Source organism: Limnobacter sp., assembly GCF_046297615.1.
Classification (GTDB): Bacteria; Pseudomonadota; Gammaproteobacteria; order Burkholderiales; family Burkholderiaceae_B; genus Limnobacter.
This window is the reverse complement of the sequence record NZ_JBKBHM010000007.1, coordinates 169,705-191,287: the sequence shown is the minus strand read 5'-3', so window position 1 is coordinate 191,287 and position 21,583 is coordinate 169,705. Positions and strand designations below refer to the sequence as shown.

The window sequence follows — 21,583 nt, the reverse complement described above, 5'->3', positions numbered from 1 at the left end:
CGTGCACAATCGCAGTGACGCGCTAATTCAGCCGGGTGGAGCTACCCCGTTCCGTCCCTTGTTCACCCGGGGCTTGAAATTCAAAGGATTGCCCCCAATTGCCCAACAATTCGTCACAAACACTTTTGAGGGAGCCACACATGGGATCGATGAAGGAAACCTTGGGTTTTCAGACCGAAGTCAAGCAACTGTTGAATCTGATGATTCACTCGCTGTACTCCAACAAAGAAATTTTCCTGCGCGAGTTGGTCTCCAACGCGTCCGATGCGTGCGACAAACTGCGATTCGAGTCCATCAACAACGCTGCATTGCTGGCGGAAGACCCTGAACTGAAAATCCGAGTCTCGTTCGACAAGGAAGCGCGCACCATCACGATCGAGGACAACGGCATTGGCTTGAGCCGTCAGGATGCGATTGACCACCTCGGTACGATAGCCAAATCGGGCACCAAAGAGTTTTTCAGCAAGCTCAGTGGCGACCAGCAAAAAGACGCGGCCCTGATCGGGCAATTCGGTGTGGGCTTTTATTCGGCGTTCATCGTGGCCGACAAGGTGACCGTGCGCTCGCGCAAGGCCGGCTTGCCCGCCAACGAGGCCATTGAATGGGAATCCAAAGGCGATGGCGAATTCAGTGTTGAAGGCATTGAGAAGGAAAGCCGGGGCACACAAATCATTCTCCACCTGAAGGCCGATGAAGACGAGTTGCTGTCTAGCTGGAAATTGCGCAGTATCTTGACCCGCTATTCCGACCACATCAGCCTGCCCATTCAGATGATCAAAGAAGAATGGGACGAGGAAGCCGGCCAGATGAAAGCGGGTTCGGATTGGGAGGCGGTGAACAAGGCCAATGCGCTGTGGGCCCGCGCCAAGTCGGACATCACCCCAGAGCAGTACAACGAATTCTACAAAACCATCAGCTTCGATTACGCCGACCCCCTGGCTTACACACACAACCGCGTTGAAGGGGGCCGCTCGGAGTACACCTCACTGTTGTACGTGCCTGCCAAAGCCCCGTTTGATTTGTGGGACCGCAACCAGCAAAAAGGCATCAAGCTGTATGTGAAGCGCGTGTTCATCATGGACGACGCAGAGCAATTGCTGCCCCCCTATTTGCGTTTTGTGAAGGGGGTGATCGACTCGGCGGATTTGCCATTGAACGTGTCGCGGGAGATTCTGCAGGAAAGCCGCGACGTGCGAGCGATTCGGGACGGGTCGGTCAAAAAGGTGCTGGGCTTGCTGGAAGACCTTGCGGCCAATCAGCCAGAGAAATACGCCAGCTTCTGGAATGAGTTTGGACAGGTGCTCAAAGAAGGCTTGGGTGATGACCCCAGCAACAAAGAGCGGATTGCCAAGCTGCTTCGATTTGCCTCAACCCATGCGGACTCGGCTGAGCAATCCGTGTCATTGGCAGACTATGTTGCCCGCATGAAAGACGGGCAGAGCAAAATTTATTACGTCACTGCCGATTCGTACACAGCGGCACGCCACAGCCCGCACCTTGAAGTGTTCCGCAAGAAAGGGGTGGAGGTGTTGCTGTTGACTGACCGGGTGGACGAATGGATGTTGTCCTACCTGAATGAGTTCGATGGCAAGGAGCTGCAAAGCTGCGCCAAAGGTGGCTTGGACCTGGGCCAACTGGAAGACGAGCAGGACAAGGAAACCAAGGCCCGCGTGGATGAGGAATACAAGGACGTATTGGGCCGGATTCAAACCCTGTTGGCCGACCGCATTAAGGAAGCGCGGGTGACCCTTCGTTTGACCGATAGCCCAGCCTGCGTGGTGGCTGATGAAACCGGGATGAGTGAGCACTTGAAGCGCATGTTGCGCCAGGCTGGTCAGCAAGCACCCGATTCAAAACCCATTTTGGAGTTGAACCCGACCCACCCCTTTGTACAGCGTTTGAAGGTAGAGCAAACCCAGTTTGATGCTTGGGCACAACTGCTGCTGGACCAAGCCATTTTGGCTGAAGGTGGCACTCTGGAAGACCCCGCCAGCTTTGTGCGCAGAATGAACGAGTTGCTACTGGGCAGCAAAGGCTGACGAGGTATTTTGGGCGGTGCCCTCAGTGCACTGCCCAACCTGAAGCCATGGCGTGAAAACGCGCAAAACGCGTGTGCACTGCGTTGGCGATGGTCAGGGATTGATCAAACACCTGTTCGATAATCAGGAAGCTGGCGTTGGGCATCACGCAATCTTGCCAGCGCAGTTGCAAGGCCTGGGTTTCACCGTCAAACCACAGCATGGCTGGAATGCGAACTGAGTCCATCAGTGAGTTGAACTGTTCAATTTCTTCTTCAAAGCCTTCGGACTCCGTGTCTTCATCCAGCGTGAGAATTCGATGCACGCAGGTCATCTCGAGCAGGTCATTCTGAGACATTCTGCATTCCACCCAGGCATTGGGCAGTTTGGACATCACAGTGACAGCTTCCTCGCTGGCAGGCTTGGCCACACGGCGGCCTTCGTTGTTGATGTAGGGGTTTTTTCGATGGTTGACCCAGGCAGCCCACATTTTGATCAGGCCGATCTGGTCGAGTCTAGCGCTCATGGCAGGTCTCCGATTCAGGTTCGTTCCTTAAGTAATGTCTGACCCTTGGCTGGTTCCCCAATGTCGGCCCTGAATGTAAAAAGCCACCCCATGGGGTGGCTTCTGGGGCACAGGGGAACTTGCTTTAGTCGGCAGTCAACTGGCCGTTGACCACTTTCACACGGTCACCAATCTGCCAGCTGTTGCTGTTCTGGCGGTAAGTGCCGGAAGTGCCGTCTTCGAAGGTCACCTCAACGTCGTACACAGTGGCACTTCGTTGGTCTTTCTCGATCTTGTTGCCCAGCATGGCACCGCCAATGGCGCCAGCCACTGTCATGGCTTTTTGGCCACCTCCGTTACCCAACTGTTTACCCAACACGGCACCGGCTACACCGCCGGCTACAGCGCCCAGCCCGGAGCCTTCACCCTGAATGCGGATGGGGCGAACGTCGGACACACGGCCACAGTTTTGGCAAGTGGCGGCTTTGGCGGCCACTGGGGGCTCAACCTGTTTGTTCGGGCTGGCAGAAGCCAGGGTAGCTGGTTTGCTGGCCGACTTGTTGTGGTGCGCGGGTTTGCTGGGCGAGCTGTCGCCCTTGTTGGCTGTGTCCCCTTGGGACTGTTCAGTCAACGCGGCTTCCGGCACGTCACTGTCGGCCTTGCTGGACGGCCATAGGCCTGTCATAGAGGCCAAGCCGACCGCGCAGGTGAGAATAATCGCAACTGCGGCAGTAATGATCAGAGGGTGGGTGCGTTGCGTTTCCATCAATTTCTCCTAGATTGTCAGGATTCGTGAGGTCATCAACGCACCATCACGCACTCCGGTTTACAGGATGACTACAGATAAAAAGAATACTACTCAGTGGCCCACAGGTACAACAGACTACTTGCTGAGGTATCGCATGGCCTGTTCCAGCCCCTTCACCGTCAAAGGATACATCTTGTTTTCAAGAATGTTTTGAATGATTTCAATGCTGTGCCTGTATTGCCACAAGCCTTCCGGTTCCGGGTTCAGCCAGGCAGCGCGTGGAAAGCGGTCCAGAAAACGGCGCAGCCAAACTGCCCCCGCTTCCTTGTTGTTGTATTCCACCGAGCCGCCAGGCTGCAAAATTTCGTACGGGCTCATGGTGGCGTCACCCACAAAAATCAGCCTGTAGTCGCTGTTGTAGGTGCGCAGAATGTCCCAGGTTTTGGTGCGCTCGCTGTGCCGGCGGTGGTTTTTCTTCCAGAGGAAGTCGTACACGCAGTTGTGAAAGTAGTAAAACTCAAGGTGCTTGAACTCGCTTCGGGCGGCTGAAAACAGCTCCTCGGTGCGGCGAATGTGGTCGTCCATCGACCCACCAACATCCATCAGCATCAACACTTTGACGGAGTTGTGCCGCTCCGGGCGCATTTTCAGGTCAAGCCAGCCAGCATTCCGGGCGGTGGACTCGATCGTGTTGTCCAGGTCCAGCTCATCCTCAGCACCCTCACGGGCAAACCGGCGGAGCCGGCGCAGGGCCACTTTGATGTTTCGGGTGCCGATTTCAAGCTGATCGTCGTAGTCCTGATACAGCCGTTGATCCCAAACCTTCACCGCCTTTCGGTTGCGGCTTTGTTCTTGCCCAATCCTCACGCCTTCGGGGTTGTAGCCATTGTTGCCAAAGGGCGAGGTGCCCCCCGAGCCTATCCATTTGCTGCCGCCTTCGTGGCGCTCCTTTTGTTCCTGAAGCAGCTCCTTCAGACGTTCCATGAGCTTGTCCAGCCCGCCCATGGCTTCAATGGCTGCCTTTTCTTCGGCGGTGAACTCGCGATCGAAGCGTTTTTCAAGCCAATCCTTGGGCAACTGCGCAAACAGGTCCATGTTTTTTTCCAGGCCTTTGAAATAGTTTCCAAAGACTTGGTCAAAACGGTCGAAGTAACGCTCATCTTTCACCAGCGTCAGCCGGGACAAATGATAGAAATTGTCCAGGCTGGGGCTCATGAATTGAGCCTTCATGCCTTCGAGCAGGCTCAGGTACTCCCGCACGCTCACGGGAATCTTGGCCTCTTTCAACTGAAAGAAAAAATCCAGCAGCACGGCGGCGCCCTCAACGGCCCTGTTTGGCCATGAACACCAGGCGTTCGAACAATTCGATGTCCTGCTCGTTTTTCAGCAAAGCACCATGCAAGGGTGGAATGGCGTCTTTGCCATCTTTGGCTTGCAGGGCTTCAGCGGGAATGTCTTCGGCCAGCAGCAGGCGCAACCAGTCAATCAATTCCGAGGTGGTGGGCTTCTTTTTCAAGCCGGGCAGGGCACGGATGCCAAAAAAGCTGTTCATGGCCGCGTCCAGCAGTTCCTTTTTCAGGTTCTTGAAGTGAACGTCCACAATGGACTGCATGGTGGCTTTGTCGGGGAACTGGATGTAATGGAAGAAGCAGCGGCGCAGGAATGCATCGGGCAACTCTTTTTCATTGTTGGAGGTGATGATCACGATGGGGCGGTGCTTGGCACGGACCATTTCACGGGTCTCGTAGCAGTAAAACTCCATGCGGTCCAATTCACGCAACAAGTCGTTGGGGAATTCAATGTCGGCTTTGTCAATTTCATCGATCAACAGAACCACAGGCTTGTCGGCATCAAACGCTTGCCACAGCACACCCTTCACAATGTAGTTGCGAATGTCCTTGACCCGTTCGTCCCCCAATTGGGAGTCCCGCAGGCGGCTGACCGCGTCATATTCATACAAGCCTTGCTGGGCTTTGGTGGTGGACTTGATGTGCCACTGCAGCAGGTCCAGGCCCAAGGCTGCGGCCACTTCTTCAGCCAGCAGGGTTTTACCCGTACCGGGTTCGCCTTTGATGAGCAGCGGCCGTTGCAGCGTGATGGCGGCGTTTACAGCCAGTTTGAGGTCATCGGTGGCGACGTAAGATTGACTACCTTCAAAACGCATGATTGCAATTCCCTGTAATTCGTTGTCCGCCAGTGTACGTGGGTTTGTGGTGAACTTAGAACAGTTGGTCGTGGAATATTTCATCGAAAGTGGGTGTTTGCACCTTGACAGTTGGACGATGCCCTTGATCAAAAGTACAATTGAACGGATATTGACCCCGGCTGGCAGTTCAAACACGAGGGTCATCTACAACAACAAGTCTGATAGAGAGAGAGTGATGAAGCGACACGGTTTGATTCGTTCTGCCCTGCGCGTGGCCTTGGCCTCAGGCCTGGCTGGTGCCGCGCTGGTGTCAGGTGGGGTGCAGGCTGCGGAAGGCGATGCCAAAGCGGCCCTGTCCAAGAATTCCATGTGCATTGGTTGCCATGGCATTCCCGGCTACAAAGCCAGTTTCCCGACTGTGTACACCGTGCCGTATATCGGTGGCCAGAACGCCAAATACATTGAAGCGGCCTTGCAGGCGTACAAAAAAGGGGAGCGCAAGCACCCCACCATGCGCGGTATTGCTGAGCAATTGTCCGATCAGGACATCGCCGACCTAGCTGCTTACTACGCCCAAGCCAAATAATTCAAGGATGTGAGCATGATCAAGACTCTCGCCCTGGCTGCAGGCCTTTTTGCAGCCACTTTCTCCGCACAGGCCGCCGACATTGCTGCAGGCAAGGCCAAAGCCGAAGCCCAATGTGCAGCTTGCCACGCCACCAATGGTGACTGGAACAAACCTGTGGACGCGTCGTACCCCAAGCTGGCTGGCCAGCACAAGGACTACCTGGCGCATGTTCTGCGTGACTATCAAAGCGGTGCACGCAGCAACGCCATCATGGCGGGTATGGCTGCCGGCCTGAGCAAGGCTGACATTCAGAACCTGTCGGCGTACTTTGCATCCATGAAGGGTGATTTGTACTTGAAGCGCTGATCGTCCGCTGGTTCAGCATTGCCCAACAAAAAGCCACCTTCAAGGTGGCTTTTTGTTGGGTCGAACCTGCTTACATGCAGTGGTCCAGAATGCAGTTGATGTACCGTTCGCTGCTGAAGGGCACGCCGTTGCGTTGTTGCTGATAGATTTGTTCGGCCAGGCATTCAAAGACCTGATGGGCGGCCTGGTGTTCATCGCCCAACCTTTCGCACAGCTTGGAAAATGAGCTGCGAATTCCCGGTGGTTGATCAATGCTTACCTGTTCAGCCACCGCCAGGTGCATGGACAGGTGCAGAAACGGGTTGCCCTCCCCGGTTTCAACCGAGTAATCGCGGGCGAGCACTTCTTCCAGTTCCGCATCAAAGGTGGGGAAGTATTCAGGGTGCCGGGTCATCCACTGCAACGCCAGGCTTTCTGCCTCGCTGAGCGGTTGCTCTTGGTGGTATTTTTTCCAGGTGTTCAGAAAGAACAGCCGGGCTTGGTCTCGGGTCGGGTTAAACATGGGGTGCGTCAAATAGGGAAATGCAGAGGCGGTTGTTTCTGGGTGGTGCTATCCAGTGCTTGGCGCTGAATACGCCGGAGGCCTGCCCAAACAGTCCGATCCACTGCGTATTCGGGTACAGGGCCATGATCGACTGAATGTCTTGCTGATCATCGTGGCACAGCGATGACCGCTCAAAGCCCGCCACGATGATGCCCAGGCTTGGTGGTTTGTCGCCAAAGTGCTGTTCAAGCTGGGTGGCCAAAGCCTGCATGTCCTGCGTGGCCCCGTCATCGCTGCGACGTGCCAGGCGCACCAGTTGGCCTTTCATCACTGGCGCAGCCAAACCCAGTGTGCCATCGGCATGCAGCTCCATCACGGGAATCCAGCTTTCCCCTTGTTCATGGATGACTTGCAGGCGCAAACCCACCGGCTTGGTTTGTTGGTCAGGGCAGTTCAGGGCGGCAGCCGCAGGTTTGTTGCCTGCCTGAATGAGGAACAGGCCGTTGCACTCATTCACCCTTTGTGCATCGCCCAAAAACTCCAGTCCTTCTGAATTCAGGGTCAGCAGCCGTTGGCAAGCCAATTCATGATTGACGGGCAGGTCTGCCTGCGGCCGAGCATGTTCAACGCGCGGCATGGTGGCGTAGTTGGCCCCGTACGACAACAATCCCAAGCCCACATTGGCGTGTTGCGCCGACGCCGATTCACGTTGGATGGCGTCCCAGGTGTAGGGCCAGCTTTGTTCGTTTTCAGCCAGACTTAGCGCAAGCCGGGCTGGGCTGTCGTCCGTGGGTTCAAACTCCGCGCCAAAAATGGCCACCAGCAAGGCGGGTTGGTGGGCCAGAATACCTTGATCGCTGAGTAGCCCGCTGACACACCCTCCCCAGACATTCATGCAACGGGTTTTCACGGCAACCTGGTGAGCCAGGCTGTCCATGCATGACGCAAAATGGGGGGTGCAGAACACCCAGACTCGGCTGACCAGGTCGGAGTGGCGGCGCAACCCGGCCTGTTCGATGGCCTGTTCCACCACCGTGAGCGCGGAGTCCACGTTGGCCAGTTCAACGGCGCTGACACTGACTGCGAAAGTCATAGGTTTTTGGGTTTGAAATCACAAAGATCCACAATACTACAGTGGGCACAATCCGGGCTGCGGGCCTTGCACACATAGCGGCCATGAAGGATTAACCAGTGGTGCGCATTGAGCATGAATTCCTTGGGCACGTGTTTGAGCAGTTTTTTTTCCACTTCAAGCACGGTCTTGCCCGGGGCGATCCCGGTTCGGTTGGACACCCTGAAAATATGCGTATCCACGGCCATGGTGGGCTGGCCAAAAGCTGTGTTCAACACCACATTGGCTGTTTTTCGGCCAACACCGGGCAATTGTTCCAGTGCTTCGCGGTCCGCAGGAACTTCGCTGTTGTATTGGTCGCGCAGAATGATGGCGGTTTCAACCAGATGCTTGGCCTTGGACCTGAACAGGCCAATCGTCTTGATGTAGTGCTCCACGCCTTCAACCCCTAAAGCCGCAATGGCTTGGGGGGTGTTGGCCACCGGAAACAGCTTGCGGGTGGCCAGGTTCACCCCTTTGTCGGTGGCCTGTGCACTCAGCAGCACGGCAGCCAGAAGCTCGAAAGGGGTGCTGTATTCCAGCTCGGTTTTCGGCTCGGGGTTCGCGGCCTGCAGGCGCGAGAAAATTTCATGGCGTTTTTGTGGATTCATGACGCTTGCCCACCTGATTGTCTTTTGGCCCGCGCCTTGGCCAGCACAGCCTGCAAAATGGCCCGCTTTTTGTCGGCTTCGGGGTCGCTGCCATCGTGGGCGATGGAATCCAGTTTGCGGATGGCCTTGCCCTCGAGAAACTCGTCTTGTTCCTGTTTTTGACGAACAAGGCGCTTGTTCCTGCCATGCATGCGCTCGCGGGCCTCAAAGGCCTGTTCAGTCGTCCATTCGCTGTGCTGGGGTATGAACACCATGTCGATGCAGTCCACAGGGCAGGGCGGGATGCACAATTCGCAGCCAGTGCACAGCGAAGCAATGACGGCATGACGGTGCTTGTTGCTGCCGATGATTGCATCAACCGGGCAGGCCTTGATGCACAGCGTGCAGCCGATGCAATGCTCAGGGTTAATTGAGGCGATGTGGCGCTCAATGGTGGCGCCACAACTGGGGTCCACGGGTTTGACGGGCAAACCCAAAACAGCCGAAAGCTTTGCAATCGTCGCATCGCCCCCGGGGGGGCAGCGGTTCAGGTCCGCCTGGCCTTGGGCCATGGCCTTTGCATAGGGCAAGCAGCCCTCGTAGCCACACTGGGTGCACTGGGTTTGAGGCAGGCAGTCATCCAGTGTGCGGCTGAGGGTGTCGATGGGATTTTCAGGAATTGTTGCTGATGAACTCACGGATCTTGGGGTAAATCATCTCGCGCCAACGGCGACCGCTGAAGATACCATAATGCCCGCATTCCGGTGCCTCAAAGTGCTGCTTCTTGGCCTTGGGAATGCTGGTGCACAGGCCATGGGCTGCTTTGGTTTGGCCGGGGCCGGAAATGTCATCCAGTTCGCCCTCGATGGTGAACAGGGCCACCGTTTTGACATCAGAGGGCTTGACCAGTTGGTCGCGCACCTTCCATTCGCCCTTGGGCAGCAGGTGGTCTTGGAACACGGTGCGGATGGTGTCCAGGTAATATTCGGCGGGCATGTCCAGCACGGCGTTGTATTCGTCGTAAAACTGGCGGTGGCTTTCCGCGCTTTCGCCGTCGCCTTCAACCAGGTGCATGTAAAAGTCGTAATGGCTTTGCACATGGCGGTCAGGGTTCATGCTGACAAACCCCAGGTGTTGCAGAAAGCCGGGGTACACCTTACGCAGGTAACCGGGGTAGGTGTGAGGCACCGCGTAAATCACGTTGTTCTCAAACCATGAATAGGGCTTTTGCGTGGCCAGGTCATTGACCGAGGTTGGGCTTTGGCGGGTGTCGATGGGGCCGCCCATCATGGTCATGGTTCGGGCTTGCTTGGGGTCGTTGTTGCTGGCCATCAGCGACACTGCTGCCATCACTGGCACGGTGGGCTGGCACACTGAAATCAGGTGCACATCCGGGCCAAGCAACTGGATGAATTCGATGCAGTAATGCACGTAGTCATCGAGGTGAAAAGCACCTTCAGACAGCGGAACCATGCGCGCATCCACCCAGTCGGTGATGTACACGTCATGGTCTTGAAGCAGGGTGCGTACCGTGTCGCGCAACAGTGTGGCGTGGTGGCCCGACAAAGGGGCCACAACCAGAATCTTGGGTTGCGGGGCCAGGGGCTTGGCCTCGCTAGGAATCATTTTGCGGAAGTGGATCAGTTTGCAGAATGGTTTGGTGACCACAATTTCCTGAGCAATCGACACCTCCCGATTGCCGCATTTCACGGTTTTGATACCGAATTCCGGCTTTTCGTAGTCCTTGCCCAAGCGGTACATCAACTCAAAACCCGCGGAGATTCGGCGGGAAAACGGTGTGTGCGCCAGTGGGCTGAACGGGTTGCTGTACATTTTTGCGCCCGCTTCGGCCCAGATGGTCATGGGGTTGAGCAAGGCGCGTTGGAATTCGTGTAGTTGATACAGCATGAAGCCTCCGGTGGACTCGGCGTGGACGTGTGACGGCAATGTGAACCGTCTTTCTGACATCAGGCTTGCGATTATGGTGGAAAATATGTTGCGTTGCAACAAGTTCACTGGCTGAATGAACAGCCTCGGCTCTGATTACCAGTAGTTCTCGACCGCCACTTCGCCAGGAGTGTTTCGGCGGGCTGGTGAAAATCCCATTATTTTCAGGGTGTTGCGCAAGTCGGTGACCATTTCCGGGTTGCCGCAGATCATGAAGCGGCTGTCCGCTTTGTCCAACGTCAAGCCAGTGACTTCGCTCAATTCACCGTTGGCCAGCAGGGTGGTGATTCGTTCATTGAGGCAATTTGGGGCTTTTTCCCGAGTCACCACCGGGATATAGCGGAAGCGCTCGGCAAGGTTGGGCACCAGCTCGGACATCAATGGATGCCCGGTGAACTGTTGAATTTGGTCCTGATACACCAGTTCCTCGACCGTACGGGCGCTGTGCACAAGCACGATGGTTTCGAATTTGTTCCAGGTGTCTGGGTCCAGCAGGATGGACAGGAATGGTGCCAACCCGGTGCCCGACCCCAGTAGCCAAAGGTGTTTGCCCGATTCAAAACGGGCGGTGGTCAGAAAACCAAAGTTGGTTTTGTCCACCCAAATCGGGTCACCAACCTTCAGTCTGGACAGGTGGCTGGTGAAGGCCCCGTCAGGCACCACGATGGAGAAAAATTCGAGGTGTTCATCGTAGGGCCCAGACACCATGGAGTAAGCCCGCCAGATGACGTCTGGTTCGCCTGCAATAACCAGCGTGTTGTTGACGCCCAGGCGGGCAAACTGACCGGCGGTGAACCGAAAGCCCGTGGGGCGAGTGCAGGTGAACGAGAACAACTTGCCCGGAACCCAGACGCGGACACCGGTGATGGTTTCCTGACTGGCTTTGTCCGGGCTGGTCATGCAGCTGTTGCGGCTCCGCCGTTGGACTGATCCAGATACTGAAGCTTGTCCTTGACGTCTTTCCAGTCGTCCGCGTCAGGCAGATGGGCCTTCATGCGAGTGATGGTTGGCCAGTTTTTGGCCAGGTCCACGTTGATTTTGATGAACTGGACTTGATCCGCAGGCACGTCTTCTTCGGCATAAATGGCGTTGACCGGGCATTCGGGGATGCAAACGGCGCAATCGATACACTCGTCCGGGTCGATCACCAGAAAATTGGGGCCTTCGTGAAAGCAATCAACTGGGCAAACATCCACGCAATCGGTGTATTTGCACTTGATACAGGACTCGGTGACGACGTGGGTCATGGCTGCGTTACGGTAAAAAGTTGACCGCGTATTGTACTGCATCTGCGGGGTATACGTGCAGAGTGGGCCTTCAGTTGCCATGCTCAAAGCCATGCAAAGGCTGAGTACGCATGGGGGCAAGCCCTAGGCATTCAGCGTGGCCTTGTTTGCCTATAATCGCTTGAAATGATGAATGAGACATTCCGCGCGATGAGCGACGACTTCAATTCCCAAACAGCCCGGCAGGAAATCCTGAACCGGATTCGCACCATGCAAGGCCGCAAGCCTGCGGACAAGCCTTTGGAACTTGCCAAAGCCAGGCAATGGGTGTCGGCCAGGGTAGGGGGCCCCAGGCCACCTCGAACTGATCAGGTGCTGGATCAGTTTTGTCAGCGTTCCCTGGACATGCTGTGCACCTTGGACCGAGTCTCCTCTGAAGCGCAAGCCCTTGCGGCCTGTCAGGCATGGATTCAATCCCACGGCCTTGCCGGCGCTGGCATTGCAGTGTGGCCTGAGCTGAAAGCCTTGGACTGGGCCGGCACTGGTTTGTCGGTCCGGTTCGGCAAGCCTTTGGACACTGATTTGACGTCGATCACCAGCACTGCGTATGCGGTGGCTGAGACAGGCACACTGGTGTTGTGCAGCTCGTCCGAAACGCCCACCAGCGCCCATCTGTTGCCTCAGAACCATGTGGCCTTGGTGAAGGCTTCTCAAGTGGAGCAAACTTTGGAGGATGTGTTTGCGCGTATGCGACGAGAAGGGGTTGAAATGCCCAGGGCCTTGAATTGTGTTTCTGGCCCTTCGCGCACTGCGGACATTGAGCAAACGATTGTGCTGGGCGCGCACGGTCCGTTTCGGGTTCACCTCATCGTGATTGAGGGGCTATGAAATCGGGCGATCAGAAAAACCGACGCCAGTTCGTTGGTACCGCATTGGCTGCAGGGGCCGCGGCATTGGCTGGGCCATCGGTTCAAGCGCAATCGCCCGCTTTGGTTCGTGCGGTGCGCCCGCAGGTGTTCAAGTTTCAGAGTTCCTGGCCCACCAAGGACATTTTCAACGAGTTTGCGCAGGACTTCGCCAAGAAGGTCAATGACATGTCGGGCGGAGAATTGCGCATCGATGTGTACCCCGCCAACAGCATCGTTAAAACCTTCGGTATTCAGAATGCAGTTCACAAAGGCTTGCTCGATGGTGGTCATGGTGTGCCCACCTATTGGCACGACCGGCACCCGGCTTTCTCCTTGTTCGGCAGCGGACCAAGTTTTGGGATGGACTCCAATCAAGTACTGGCCTGGTACCAATACGGCGGCGGCCAGCAGCTTTACGACGAGCTGGTTCAGAAGGAAATGGGGCTGAACCTGCAAGGCTTCCTGTACGGCCCATTGACTGCGCAGCCATTCGGTTGGTTCAAAGGCCGAGTGAACGGACTTAAAGACCTTGAGAAAGTTCGTTTCCGGGCTGTGGGCTTGGCCGCCGAGGTGTTCCGCGAATTGGGCATGGACACCACTGCCTTGCAGCCGGCCGATATTGTGCCGTGGCTGGACAAAGGGTTGATCGACGCGGCTGAGTTCAATAACCCAAGTTCTGACCGTGCTTTGGGTTTTCCGTCCACCCGGTCAGTCTGCATGATTCGAAGTTTTCACCAAAGTTGCGAAGTGTTTGAAGTCATTTTCAACAAAAGCCGCTTTGACGGGTTGTCGTTTCCTCTACGCTCAATCATTCGCTATGCCCTGCAGGCCTCGTCTTCGGATTTGAGCTGGAAAGCAGCAGACCGCTTCTCCACCGATTATGAAGAGATGCGCCGAAAGCAGGGGGTGCGTTACTACTTTACGCCGGATGAAATTTTGAAGGCTCAGTTGAACGCCTGGAAGAAAATCATTGAGCGTGAATCGGGCAACAGCCGCATCTTCAAACGCATCATCGATTCTCAAATGCTCTTCGCCCGGCGCGTGGTGGGTTTCGACAACGATGTGACGCCATCGTCCAAACTGGCCTATGATTTCTGGTTTGGTTCCGCCTGAGCGCAGCCTGCGTTACCATAGGCGCACAACAACCACCGTAAAGAGTGTTCCATGTCTGATATTCACGCCCACCGCACCCACAGTCTGTCTCTGGACGACGCCAAAAAGCTGGCCCAGGAATTGATCCAGAAACTGGAAAAAGAGTTTCAACTGGAAAGCCAGTGGCGTGGAAACACCCTGAGCTTCTCACGCTCTGGTGTGAAGGGTTCGCTGGATGTCACCGACAAAGATTTGACCCTGGACATTTCCTTGGGCTTCATGCTCAAGGCGTTCAAGTCGAAAATCCAGGGTGAAATCGACAAGAACCTAGACAAGTTATTCAGCTGAGAGTCTGCTCAGGCAGTCGGCAACGCTGGGGTACTTCAGCCGAAAGCCCAAGCGTTGTTGATTGATCGACTTGATTTTTCTGGACTCGCTCATGAAGCTCCACATCATGGGGCTGACCTTGAGGCGCACCTCTTCACGTGCAAGCCGGGGCGGCCGCGGCAACTGATGTGTGTCGGCCACCAAATCAAAATAATCGCCCATCTTCATGGGCGAGTCGTCACAGGCGTTGAGCACTTGAAAGGCGCCACCTTTGAAGTTCGCCCAGACGGCCAGTCGGCCCAAATCAACTTCATGAATGTGATTGGACCAAGAGTCATCTTCGGTTTGAATGGCAGGTGTGCCCAAGCGTAAGCGTTCCAAAGGCAGCCGTTGGGCGCTGTAGATGCCCGGTGCTCGCAGCAAATGGACTGACACACCCAGCGGCAACAGGCTCCGCAACTGTCGTTCCGCATGTACACGGCGGCGGGCTCGGTCTGATTGAGGGTTTACTGGATCACGTTCAGTCAGCCATTCCCCCTGCGCGTTGCCGTACACCCCTGTGGTGGAAATGTACGTGACAATGGGCTGCTGGCGTACACCACTGGATAAGGCATGCAGTGCGAAGCTGCTCAGGCTGTTGTCCGCTGCGGATTCCGAGTTGGGCGGGGCCATCCACACCACCCGATGGGCCACGCGCGCCAGTTTGGCCAAAGACTTTGGATTGTTGAGGTCACAAGCGACAGCCCGCGCTCCTGCCGCCCGCAAAGCGTCGGCCTTGGCGCTTGATTCAGGGCCAGGCCGGTAAGTCGCGATAAAATGCCGGTTTGGAAATTGTTCAAGCAGGGCCTTGCCCACTTGACCACAACCAGCAATGACGATTCGCGTCGATTTGAATCGCCGGGGGCGATGGCCATTCACAGGGTTGGCCATGACCGTACGTTTTTGAAAGGCAGTTCCTGAATGACTCACAGCGTAACAATTCTTCCCAGTCAAAAACAATTTGTGTGTGAAGCCGGGGACACCATTCTGGATGCGGCCCTTGCAGCCAATGTGATTCTGCCATATGGCTGCAAGGATGGTGCATGTGGATCGTGTAAGGCTGACCTGATTGATGGCCAGGTGCAAATGACGGGTTATCAGCCACGGGCATTGAGTGAGGAAGAACGAGTGCGCGGCAAGGTGCTGACCTGTTGCGCAGTGCCAGAGGGGCCGGTGACCCTGAAGGTTCGGGAGCTGTCGGGCCTTGGGGACATTCCTGTGAAGAAGATGCCCTGCCGCTTGCAGGAACTGGACAAACCTGCGCCCGATGTGGCGGTGTTGAAGCTGCAACTGCCTGCCAATGAAGTGTTGCAGTTTTTGGCGGGGCAGTACATTGAATTCATACTTCGTGATGGGTCGCGCCGCAGTTATTCCCTGGCCAATGCGCCTCACCAACAGGCCGGTATGGAATTGCACATTCGCCACATGCCCGGCGGTGTGTTCACCGACCATGTGTTTGGAGCCATGAAAGTGCGCGAAATTCTCCGTTTTGAAGGGCCTTTTGGAACCTTCTTTTTACGGGAGGACAGCAACAAGCCCGTAGTATTGTTGGCCAGCGGAACAGGGTTTGCGCCCATCAAGTCGATGGTGGAGGAGGCATTTTCCAAAGGGTCGCAGCGCGATTTCGTGCTGTATTGGGGCGCCCGAACCAAACAGGATTTGTACATGGCTGACCTTGCAGAACGCTGGACCAATGAACACGCCAATTTCCGTTTCGTACCGGTGTTGTCCGAGCCAGGCCCCGCTTGCGCATGGGAAGGGCGAACGGGCTTTGTGCACCAAGCAGTGATGCAGGACTACCCGGATTTGTCAGCGCATCAGGTGTATGCCTGCGGCGCGCCGGTGATGGTGGACAGTGCCAAGCGTGATTTCACACGCCTGTGCGCCTTGCCGGAAGAAGAGTTTTTTGCGGACTCCTTCACCTCACAAGCAGACCAGGCTGCCTGAGGCGGCGGCCTTCACACCCCGCCGTCGCCCAGGTAGGCTTCCCGCACCCTTGGGTCGGTGATCAAGTCTTGTGCAGGGCCCGAAAGCAACATTTCCCCTGAGTCGAGTACATAGCCCCGGTCCGCGATTTGCAGGGCCATGTTGGCGTTTTGTTCCACCAGCAAAATGGTGGTGCCTGCCTCATGCAGGGTTTTGACCACTTCGAAGATTTTGTCGACCATGATGGGTGACAGGCCCATGCTGGGTTCGTCCAGCAGCAACAGCCGCGGGCGCCCCATCAAGGCCCGGCCCATGGCCAGCATTTGTTGTTCACCGCCACTCATGGTTCCCGCGGCCTGTTGGCGGCGTTCTTTCAAGCGTGGAAAGGTGGCGTAGACCCGTTCTTTGTCCAAAGCGATCTGTGCCCGGTCTTTCTGCGAGTAAGCGCCCATGTCCAGGTTTTCTTCAATGGTCAGGCGCGCAAACACCCCCCGGCCCTCGGGCACCAGTGCCATGCCGTGTGCAATCCGCTGGTGGGCTGCCAGCTCGGTCAGGTCAATCGACCCGTTCAGGCGGGCCAACCGGGCCTCACACGGTAGCAAACCGGCCAGTGCTTTCAGGGAGGTGGTTTTGCCCGCGCCGTTGCAGCCAATCAAACACACCAATTCGCCTTGACGCACTTGGAACGAAATGCCTTTCACGGCACTGATACCGCCGTAACGCACCCAAAGCTGCTCAACCTCAAGAAGCGGTGCGGCCGATGAAATCGCTTCAGGCATGGGCCGCTCCTCCAAGGTAAGCATCAATGACCGCCGGGTCTTTCTGAACCTGGGCTGGTGTGCCTTTGGAAATCACTTTGCCGTAATCCAGCACCGTCACTTCATCACAAATGCCCATCACCAGCTTCACATCATGTTCAATCAAAAGTAGCGTTTTGCCATCAGCACGAATGCGCAACAGCAGTGATTTCAACTGAAGTTTCTCACTCGCATTCATCCCGGCCGCAGGTTCATCCAGTGCCAGCAGGGCTGGTTCCATGGCCAGCGCGCGTGCAATTTCCAGTCGGCGTTGGTGTCCATATGACAATTCGCCAGCAAGGTGGTGGGCATATTCGTCGATACCCACGTAGGCCAGCAATTGCAGGGCTTTGTCCCGAAGCGCAGCTTCTTCGCGGCGTTGGCCCGGTGTGCGCAGCACTGCCCCCAGCACACCCGCCTTGCTGCGAATGTGGCAGCCCGCCAGCACGTTCTCCAAAGCGGTCATGCTGCTGAACAGCCGGATATTCTGGAAAGTTCGGGCGATGCCCAGGCTGGCGACTTCACTGGGGCTTGAAGGAAAAAAATCGTTGCCCATGAATTTGAACTGACCTGCATCGGGGGTGTACAGCCCGGTAATCAGGTTGAAGCAAGTGGTTTTGCCAGCGCCGTTCGGGCCGATCAGGCCGTAAATCTGCCCGGGCTCAATCACCAGGCCCACCTCGTCAACGGCTGTTAATCCGCCGAACCGTTTGGTCAGTCGTTGAACTTGAAACAGTGGTGTGCTCATGCTCGCCCCTCCTGTCCGGGTTTGGTCTGGCCCTTCTGTGCAGGCCAAAGCCCCTGGGGTTTGTAGAGCATCACCAGCACCATGGTCAGCCCATAAATCAGCGAACGGACAATTTCAGCATCCACCAGCACTTCACCAAACAAAGTCTGTTGCACTGGGGCCACCACATGGCGCAGCATCTCCGGAAAACCAGACAACAGGATGGCACCGAGAATTACACCAGGAATGTGGCCCATGCCACCGAGCACCACCATGCACAAAATGATGATGGACTCCATAAGGCCGAATGACTCTGGGCTAATGAACCCCTGGAAGGCTGCAAACATGGCACCCGACACGCCTCCGAAGGAAGCCCCCAATGCAAAGGCCAGCAGCTTGAGGTTTCGGGTGTTGATCCCCATGGCCTTGGCCGCAATTTCATCGTCGCGTATGGCGGCCCAAGCGCGGCCAATCCGGCTGTGCTGCAGGCGCATGCACACGAGAATAACCACCACAGTGAGTATCAGGAACAGGTAGTAATAGGCGTGCAGTGCAGGAATGGACATGCCCCAGAGCTCGATGGTCCGCTCAAAACGTACAGCCCCAATGCGGACAGGCTCAATCAGGTTGATGCCCTGTGGGCCATTGGTGATGTTCACCGGCGCATTCAGATTGTTCATGAACAGCCGGATGATTTCCCCAAAGCCCAATGTAACGATGGCCAGGTAATCACCTCGCAGTTTCAGGGTAGGTGCACCCAACAGCACGCCAAACAAGGCGGCAATCAAGGCCCCGGCCGGAATGATCATCCAGACCGAGATGTGCAGGCCATCGGGAAACAGGGCGGCGATTTGCTCGAAATTGTCGGTGAGATGGGGTGAGGCCAGCAAACCATACAGGTAAGCGCCAACGGCATAGAAAGCGATGTAGCCCAAATCAAGCAAGCCAGCAAAGCCCACCACAATGTTCAGGCCCATGGCCAGCATCACGTACAGCAGGGCAATGTTGACGATGCGCAGCCAACTGTTGCCCATGCTGCCCACCACCCATGGCAGGCAGGCCAGCGCAATGGCCACCATGAGCAACCCAGCCCAGTGTTTCAGAGTCATGCGTGTCGTAGTGCCCATGGTCATGCCCGATCAGAAACGCGTTCGCCCAACAAACCGGAAGGCCTGAGGGTCAGCACCAGAATCAAGACCGCAAATGCAAAAATGTCTTGATAGTTCGACCCCAGAAAGCCACCGGTCAACTCGCCCAGGTAGCCAGCCCCAAGGCTTTCAACCAAGCCCAGCACTAGGCCACCCAGCATGGCCCCATAGATGTTGCCGATGCCACCCAGCACGGCGGCGGTGAATGCCTTAAGCCCGGGCAGAAAGCCCATGTAAAAATGAGCCACTGAGTAATTGGCAGCCACCAATACGCCCGCCACACCAGCCAGGCCTGCCCCAATGATGAAGGTTGCCGAGATGATCCAGTCAGGGTTGATCCCCATCAGGCTGGCAATTTTTGGGCTTTCCGCGGTGGCGCGGATGGCTTTGCCCAAGCGGCTGCGGTTCACCAGAGTGGTCAACGCCAGCATTAAGCTGGAGGCCACGACAACAATGAGCAGTTGCACGGGTGTGATGGAAATGTGTCGGGCGGATTCTTCATCGGCCAAGGCGGGGAAGGTGTAGAGAATCAGAGGCTCGGTGGGCAGTGTGGTGGGGAAGATGAGGTAATTGCGTCCCCAGATAATCATGGCCAGGGTTTGAATCACAATCGACACACCAATCGCTGAAATCAGTGGCGCAAGGCGCGGTGCATTGCGCAGCGGGCGGTAAGCCAGTTTTTCCACTGTGAAACTGAGGGCCATGCACACCGGTATTGCACAGGCTAGCCCCACCGACAGAAGCAACCACCCCGGTAGCTCAGGGTTTGCACCGGCCAACGCTGTAACAGCCGACAAGGCCACCATGGCGCCGACCATCATCACCTCTCCATGGGCAAAATTGATCAGGCCCAACACCCCGTACACCATGGTGTAGCCGAGGGCCACCAGGGCGTAAATGCTGCCCAACACCAAACCGTTGATGATCTGTTGAATCAGAATGTCCATGTCTGCGCTCTGCGTGGCGTTGTCGGTAGGAAGCTGAATGGGTATTACTGCGTCCGTCGAAGTGTGGCTTGAAGATTGCTTGCACACAGTGTGCTTGCAAAGAATAGTCCATGCCTGCATCAAACCGAGAATACAAGTACAGATTTCACGCAATAAATGCGGATCTGTACCGTCTCTGACAAATGGTGCTACATTGAACCGGCAAGCCAATTGCACATCGGTCAACGAGCAGGTGGCCGATCGTTTTAATCAACTCAACATGGGGTGTATACGTATGCGCAAACCGCTTCAGGTAAACCGTATTCAAGGTGCTGTACTGGTCATGCTGGCTGGTCTGTCCGTGACAGGAGTGGCTCAGGCCAAAGAAGTCATCGTCAAGATTGGTCATGTGGCCCCGCTGTCGGGCCCTCAGGCGCACTACGGGAAAGACAACGAAGCGGGTGCGCGTTTGGCCATTGAAGACCTGAATGCGATGAAGATTCAATTGGACGGCGGCACCGCCAAGTTCGAGCTGGTGCCCGAAGACGATGCAGCCGATCCCAAGACCGGTGCAGTGGTTGCACAAAAGCTGTGCGATCAAAAGGTCAATGGCGTGGTGGGCCACTTGAACAGCGGCACCACCATTCCCGCATCCAAGATTTATTACGACTGTGGCATTCCTCAAATCACGCCCTCGGCCACCAACCCGAAAGTCACCAAGCAGGGGTTTGACTCGGTGTTCCGTGTGATTGCACACGACGGTGTGCTCGGTGTGGCCTTGGCCAAATACGCAACCAGCGATCTGAAGGCCAAGAAGTTTGTGGTGATTGATGACCGTACCGGTTACGGACAACCACTGGCCGACATTTTCGCCAAACAGGTTCAAGCCAGCGGTGGCCAAGTGCTTGAGCGGCAGTACACCAACGACAAAGCCACCGACTTTGCAGCCATTCTGACTTCCGTGAAAGCCAAAAACCCTGACGCGATTTTTTACGGCGGAATGGACGCGCAAGCGGGCCCAATGCTTCGCCAAATGAAGCAGTTGGGCATCAAGGCCAAGCTGATTGGTGGCGACGGCATTTGCACGGCAGAGCTGATGAAGCTGGGTGGTGATAACGTGGGCAGCAATGTGTACTGCGCTGAAGGTGGCATGGCCTTGTCGAAAATGCCGGGTGGACCCGCGTTTGAAAAGCGCTACAAAGACAAGTTCAAGTCAGACATTCAGGTGTATGCCCCTTTTGTGTATGACGCCACCATGACCATGGGCATGGCCATGAAAGAGGCCAAATCGGCAGACCCCAAGAAATACCTGCCCAAACTCAAAACCATCAGCTACAAAGGGGTCATTGGGCCGATCACATTTGACGAATCCGGCGATGTCAAAAATGCGCCGGTCACCGTCAACTCCTACAATGCGAAGGGCAAGACGCCCGTGACGACCATCCAGTAAGCCTTCTGGACCAAGCTGCGCCGGGTGGTCACCCCCGGCCCGCAATAAAAAAACCCGTGGAGCAAAGTGCTGCACGGGTTTTTTTGTGGGACGCAGGGCGCCCTGTGACTTACAGGGACAGAACCCAGTTGGCCAGTTTTTTGGCTTCGTCGTCAGTCACGTTTTGTGCGGGCATGGGAATTTGACCCCAGTTGCCTTTGCCGCCGCCTTTGATCTTTGTCGCCAACATGTCAGCGGCACCCTTGTCGCCTTTGTACTTGGCAGCCACGTCCTTGAATGCGGGGCCAACGACTTTCTTGTCGATCTGGTGGCAGGCCAGACAGGCTTTGCTCTTGGCCAGACCTTCGTCGGCGCTGGCGGTCATGGGCAGGGCAGCCATGGTGGCCAATACTGCCAAAGCACCTACTTGCTTGAACATACCAAACTCCTCTCTTTGTTGAAGTATGCGAATCAATAACGATCCGAAGCGGATTTTGGCAGACAAGCCCCTGTTTGTCATGGGAATTTCTCACTCCATTGGCTGAATTCACGTCT

25 protein-coding genes are annotated in these 21,583 nt (G+C 56.1%); 8 read left to right on the top strand and 17 right to left on the bottom strand.

The window, feature by feature from the left end:
- The first annotated feature begins 140 nt into the window (after window positions 1-140).
- Window positions 141-2,039: a molecular chaperone HtpG gene (gene htpG, locus ACK4FF_RS14200; protein ID WP_409710697.1), complete on the top strand. Its 1,899-nt coding sequence runs from the start codon at window positions 141-143 to the stop codon at window positions 2,037-2,039.
- A gap of 22 nt (window positions 2,040-2,061) precedes the next feature.
- On the opposite strand, the gene ACK4FF_RS14195 is transcribed toward htpG, so the two are convergent.
- From ACK4FF_RS14195 to ACK4FF_RS14180, 4 genes are all read right to left on the bottom strand, one after another.
- Window positions 2,062-2,544 carry a hypothetical protein gene (locus ACK4FF_RS14195; protein WP_409710695.1) on the bottom strand — a complete coding sequence of 161 codons (483 nt, stop codon included), beginning with the start codon at window positions 2,542-2,544 and terminating at the stop codon, window positions 2,062-2,064.
- A gap of 124 nt (window positions 2,545-2,668) precedes the next feature.
- Window positions 2,669-3,289, bottom strand: a complete 621-nt coding sequence (locus ACK4FF_RS14190; protein ID WP_409710691.1) for a glycine zipper 2TM domain-containing protein — start codon at window positions 3,287-3,289, stop codon at window positions 2,669-2,671.
- 117 nt (window positions 3,290-3,406) lie between these two features.
- The gene (locus ACK4FF_RS14185; protein WP_409710688.1) at window positions 3,407-4,582 is read right to left on the bottom strand and encodes a vWA domain-containing protein; all 1,176 of its coding nucleotides are present in this window, start codon (window positions 4,580-4,582) and stop codon (window positions 3,407-3,409) included.
- Between the two features lie 10 nt (window positions 4,583-4,592).
- Complete coding sequence (locus ACK4FF_RS14180; RefSeq protein ID WP_409710685.1) at window positions 4,593-5,435, bottom strand: AAA family ATPase; 843 nt, start codon at window positions 5,433-5,435, stop codon at window positions 4,593-4,595.
- A gap of 217 nt (window positions 5,436-5,652) precedes the next feature.
- On the opposite strand from ACK4FF_RS14180, the gene ACK4FF_RS14175 reads away from it, so the two are divergent.
- Both ACK4FF_RS14175 and ACK4FF_RS14170 read left to right on the top strand, forming a co-directional pair.
- Window positions 5,653-6,003: a c-type cytochrome gene (locus ACK4FF_RS14175; RefSeq protein WP_409710682.1), complete on the top strand. Its 351-nt coding sequence runs from the start codon at window positions 5,653-5,655 to the stop codon at window positions 6,001-6,003.
- 15 nt (window positions 6,004-6,018) lie between these two features.
- Window positions 6,019-6,351 (top strand): c-type cytochrome, encoded by a 333-nt coding sequence (locus tag ACK4FF_RS14170; protein WP_409710679.1) that lies wholly within the window; start codon window positions 6,019-6,021, stop codon window positions 6,349-6,351.
- Between the two features lie 70 nt (window positions 6,352-6,421).
- Here ACK4FF_RS14170 and ACK4FF_RS14165 read toward each other — a convergent pair whose 3' ends face one another.
- The 7 genes from ACK4FF_RS14165 to fdxA form a co-directional block, all read right to left on the bottom strand.
- On the bottom strand, window positions 6,422-6,853 hold the full coding sequence (locus tag ACK4FF_RS14165) for a DUF1841 family protein (protein ID WP_409710676.1): 432 nt from the start codon (window positions 6,851-6,853) through the stop codon (window positions 6,422-6,424).
- Entirely contained in the window at window positions 6,846-7,928 is a 1,083-nt protein-coding gene (locus ACK4FF_RS14160) for a hypothetical protein (RefSeq protein WP_409710673.1), read from the bottom strand. The genes ACK4FF_RS14165 and ACK4FF_RS14160 overlap by 8 nt, the downstream gene beginning before the upstream one ends.
- On the bottom strand, window positions 7,925-8,557 hold the full coding sequence (nth, locus tag ACK4FF_RS14155; protein ID WP_409710670.1) for an endonuclease III: 633 nt from the start codon (window positions 8,555-8,557) through the stop codon (window positions 7,925-7,927). Before nth ends, ACK4FF_RS14160 begins: the two co-directional genes overlap by 4 nt.
- Window positions 8,554-9,234 carry an RnfABCDGE type electron transport complex subunit B gene (locus ACK4FF_RS14150; protein ID WP_409710667.1) on the bottom strand — a complete coding sequence of 227 codons (681 nt, stop codon included), beginning with the start codon at window positions 9,232-9,234 and terminating at the stop codon, window positions 8,554-8,556. Before ACK4FF_RS14150 ends, nth begins: the two co-directional genes overlap by 4 nt.
- Window positions 9,209-10,444, bottom strand: coding sequence for a polyhydroxyalkanoate depolymerase (locus ACK4FF_RS14145; protein WP_409710664.1), 1,236 nt, complete (start codon window positions 10,442-10,444; stop codon window positions 9,209-9,211). The genes ACK4FF_RS14150 and ACK4FF_RS14145 overlap by 26 nt, the downstream gene beginning before the upstream one ends.
- A 135-nt stretch (window positions 10,445-10,579) precedes the next feature.
- On the bottom strand, window positions 10,580-11,383 hold the full coding sequence (locus tag ACK4FF_RS14140; RefSeq protein ID WP_409710661.1) for a ferredoxin--NADP reductase: 804 nt from the start codon (window positions 11,381-11,383) through the stop codon (window positions 10,580-10,582).
- On the bottom strand, window positions 11,380-11,730 hold the full coding sequence (gene fdxA, locus ACK4FF_RS14135) for a ferredoxin FdxA (RefSeq protein ID WP_409710658.1): 351 nt from the start codon (window positions 11,728-11,730) through the stop codon (window positions 11,380-11,382). Before fdxA ends, ACK4FF_RS14140 begins: the two co-directional genes overlap by 4 nt.
- Window positions 11,731-11,919: 189 nt before the next feature.
- On the opposite strand from fdxA, the gene ACK4FF_RS14130 reads away from it, so the two are divergent.
- From ACK4FF_RS14130 to ACK4FF_RS14120, 3 genes are read left to right on the top strand one after another with little or no spacing between them, the layout of a single operon-like run.
- Complete coding sequence (locus ACK4FF_RS14130) at window positions 11,920-12,597, top strand: lactate utilization protein C (RefSeq protein ID WP_409710655.1); 678 nt, start codon at window positions 11,920-11,922, stop codon at window positions 12,595-12,597.
- Window positions 12,594-13,730: a TRAP transporter substrate-binding protein gene (locus tag ACK4FF_RS14125; RefSeq protein WP_409710652.1), complete on the top strand. Its 1,137-nt coding sequence runs from the start codon at window positions 12,594-12,596 to the stop codon at window positions 13,728-13,730. The genes ACK4FF_RS14130 and ACK4FF_RS14125 overlap by 4 nt, the downstream gene beginning before the upstream one ends.
- Before the next feature lie 51 nt (window positions 13,731-13,781).
- Entirely contained in the window at window positions 13,782-14,057 is a 276-nt protein-coding gene (locus ACK4FF_RS14120) for a polyhydroxyalkanoic acid system family protein (RefSeq protein ID WP_409710649.1), read from the top strand.
- Here the strand turns inward: ACK4FF_RS14120 and ACK4FF_RS14115 are convergent.
- Window positions 14,046-14,966 (bottom strand): NAD-dependent epimerase/dehydratase family protein, encoded by a 921-nt coding sequence (locus tag ACK4FF_RS14115; protein ID WP_409710646.1) that lies wholly within the window; start codon window positions 14,964-14,966, stop codon window positions 14,046-14,048. The genes ACK4FF_RS14120 and ACK4FF_RS14115 overlap by 12 nt on opposite strands.
- Window positions 14,967-14,996: 30 nt before the next feature.
- Between ACK4FF_RS14115 and ACK4FF_RS14110 the strand changes: the two genes are divergently transcribed.
- The gene (locus ACK4FF_RS14110) at window positions 14,997-16,022 is read left to right on the top strand and encodes a CDP-6-deoxy-delta-3,4-glucoseen reductase (protein ID WP_409710643.1); all 1,026 of its coding nucleotides are present in this window, start codon (window positions 14,997-14,999) and stop codon (window positions 16,020-16,022) included.
- An 11-nt stretch (window positions 16,023-16,033) separates the two neighbouring features.
- On the opposite strand, the gene ACK4FF_RS14105 is transcribed toward ACK4FF_RS14110, so the two are convergent.
- The 4 genes from ACK4FF_RS14105 to ACK4FF_RS14090 are packed head-to-tail and all read right to left on the bottom strand — an operon-like array spanning window position 16,034 to window position 19,620.
- Window positions 16,034-16,780 (bottom strand): ABC transporter ATP-binding protein, encoded by a 747-nt coding sequence (locus ACK4FF_RS14105; RefSeq protein ID WP_409710640.1) that lies wholly within the window; start codon window positions 16,778-16,780, stop codon window positions 16,034-16,036.
- Window positions 16,773-17,546: an ABC transporter ATP-binding protein gene (locus tag ACK4FF_RS14100; RefSeq protein ID WP_409710637.1), complete on the bottom strand. Its 774-nt coding sequence runs from the start codon at window positions 17,544-17,546 to the stop codon at window positions 16,773-16,775. Before ACK4FF_RS14100 ends, ACK4FF_RS14105 begins: the two co-directional genes overlap by 8 nt.
- On the bottom strand, window positions 17,543-18,658 hold the full coding sequence (locus tag ACK4FF_RS14095) for an ABC transporter permease subunit (protein WP_409710634.1): 1,116 nt from the start codon (window positions 18,656-18,658) through the stop codon (window positions 17,543-17,545). The genes ACK4FF_RS14100 and ACK4FF_RS14095 overlap by 4 nt, the downstream gene beginning before the upstream one ends.
- The gene (locus ACK4FF_RS14090; protein WP_409710631.1) at window positions 18,655-19,620 is read right to left on the bottom strand and encodes a branched-chain amino acid ABC transporter permease; all 966 of its coding nucleotides are present in this window, start codon (window positions 19,618-19,620) and stop codon (window positions 18,655-18,657) included. The genes ACK4FF_RS14095 and ACK4FF_RS14090 overlap by 4 nt, the downstream gene beginning before the upstream one ends.
- Window positions 19,621-19,894: 274 nt before the next feature.
- Between ACK4FF_RS14090 and ACK4FF_RS14085 the strand changes: the two genes are divergently transcribed.
- Window positions 19,895-21,049 (top strand): branched-chain amino acid ABC transporter substrate-binding protein, encoded by a 1,155-nt coding sequence (locus ACK4FF_RS14085; RefSeq protein ID WP_409710628.1) that lies wholly within the window; start codon window positions 19,895-19,897, stop codon window positions 21,047-21,049.
- A 109-nt stretch (window positions 21,050-21,158) separates the two neighbouring features.
- On the opposite strand, the gene ACK4FF_RS14080 is transcribed toward ACK4FF_RS14085, so the two are convergent.
- A complete protein-coding gene (locus tag ACK4FF_RS14080) occupies window positions 21,159-21,467 on the bottom strand; it encodes a c-type cytochrome (protein ID WP_409710625.1) in 309 nt (102 codons plus the stop codon).
- Between the last annotated feature and the right edge of the window lie 116 nt (window positions 21,468-21,583).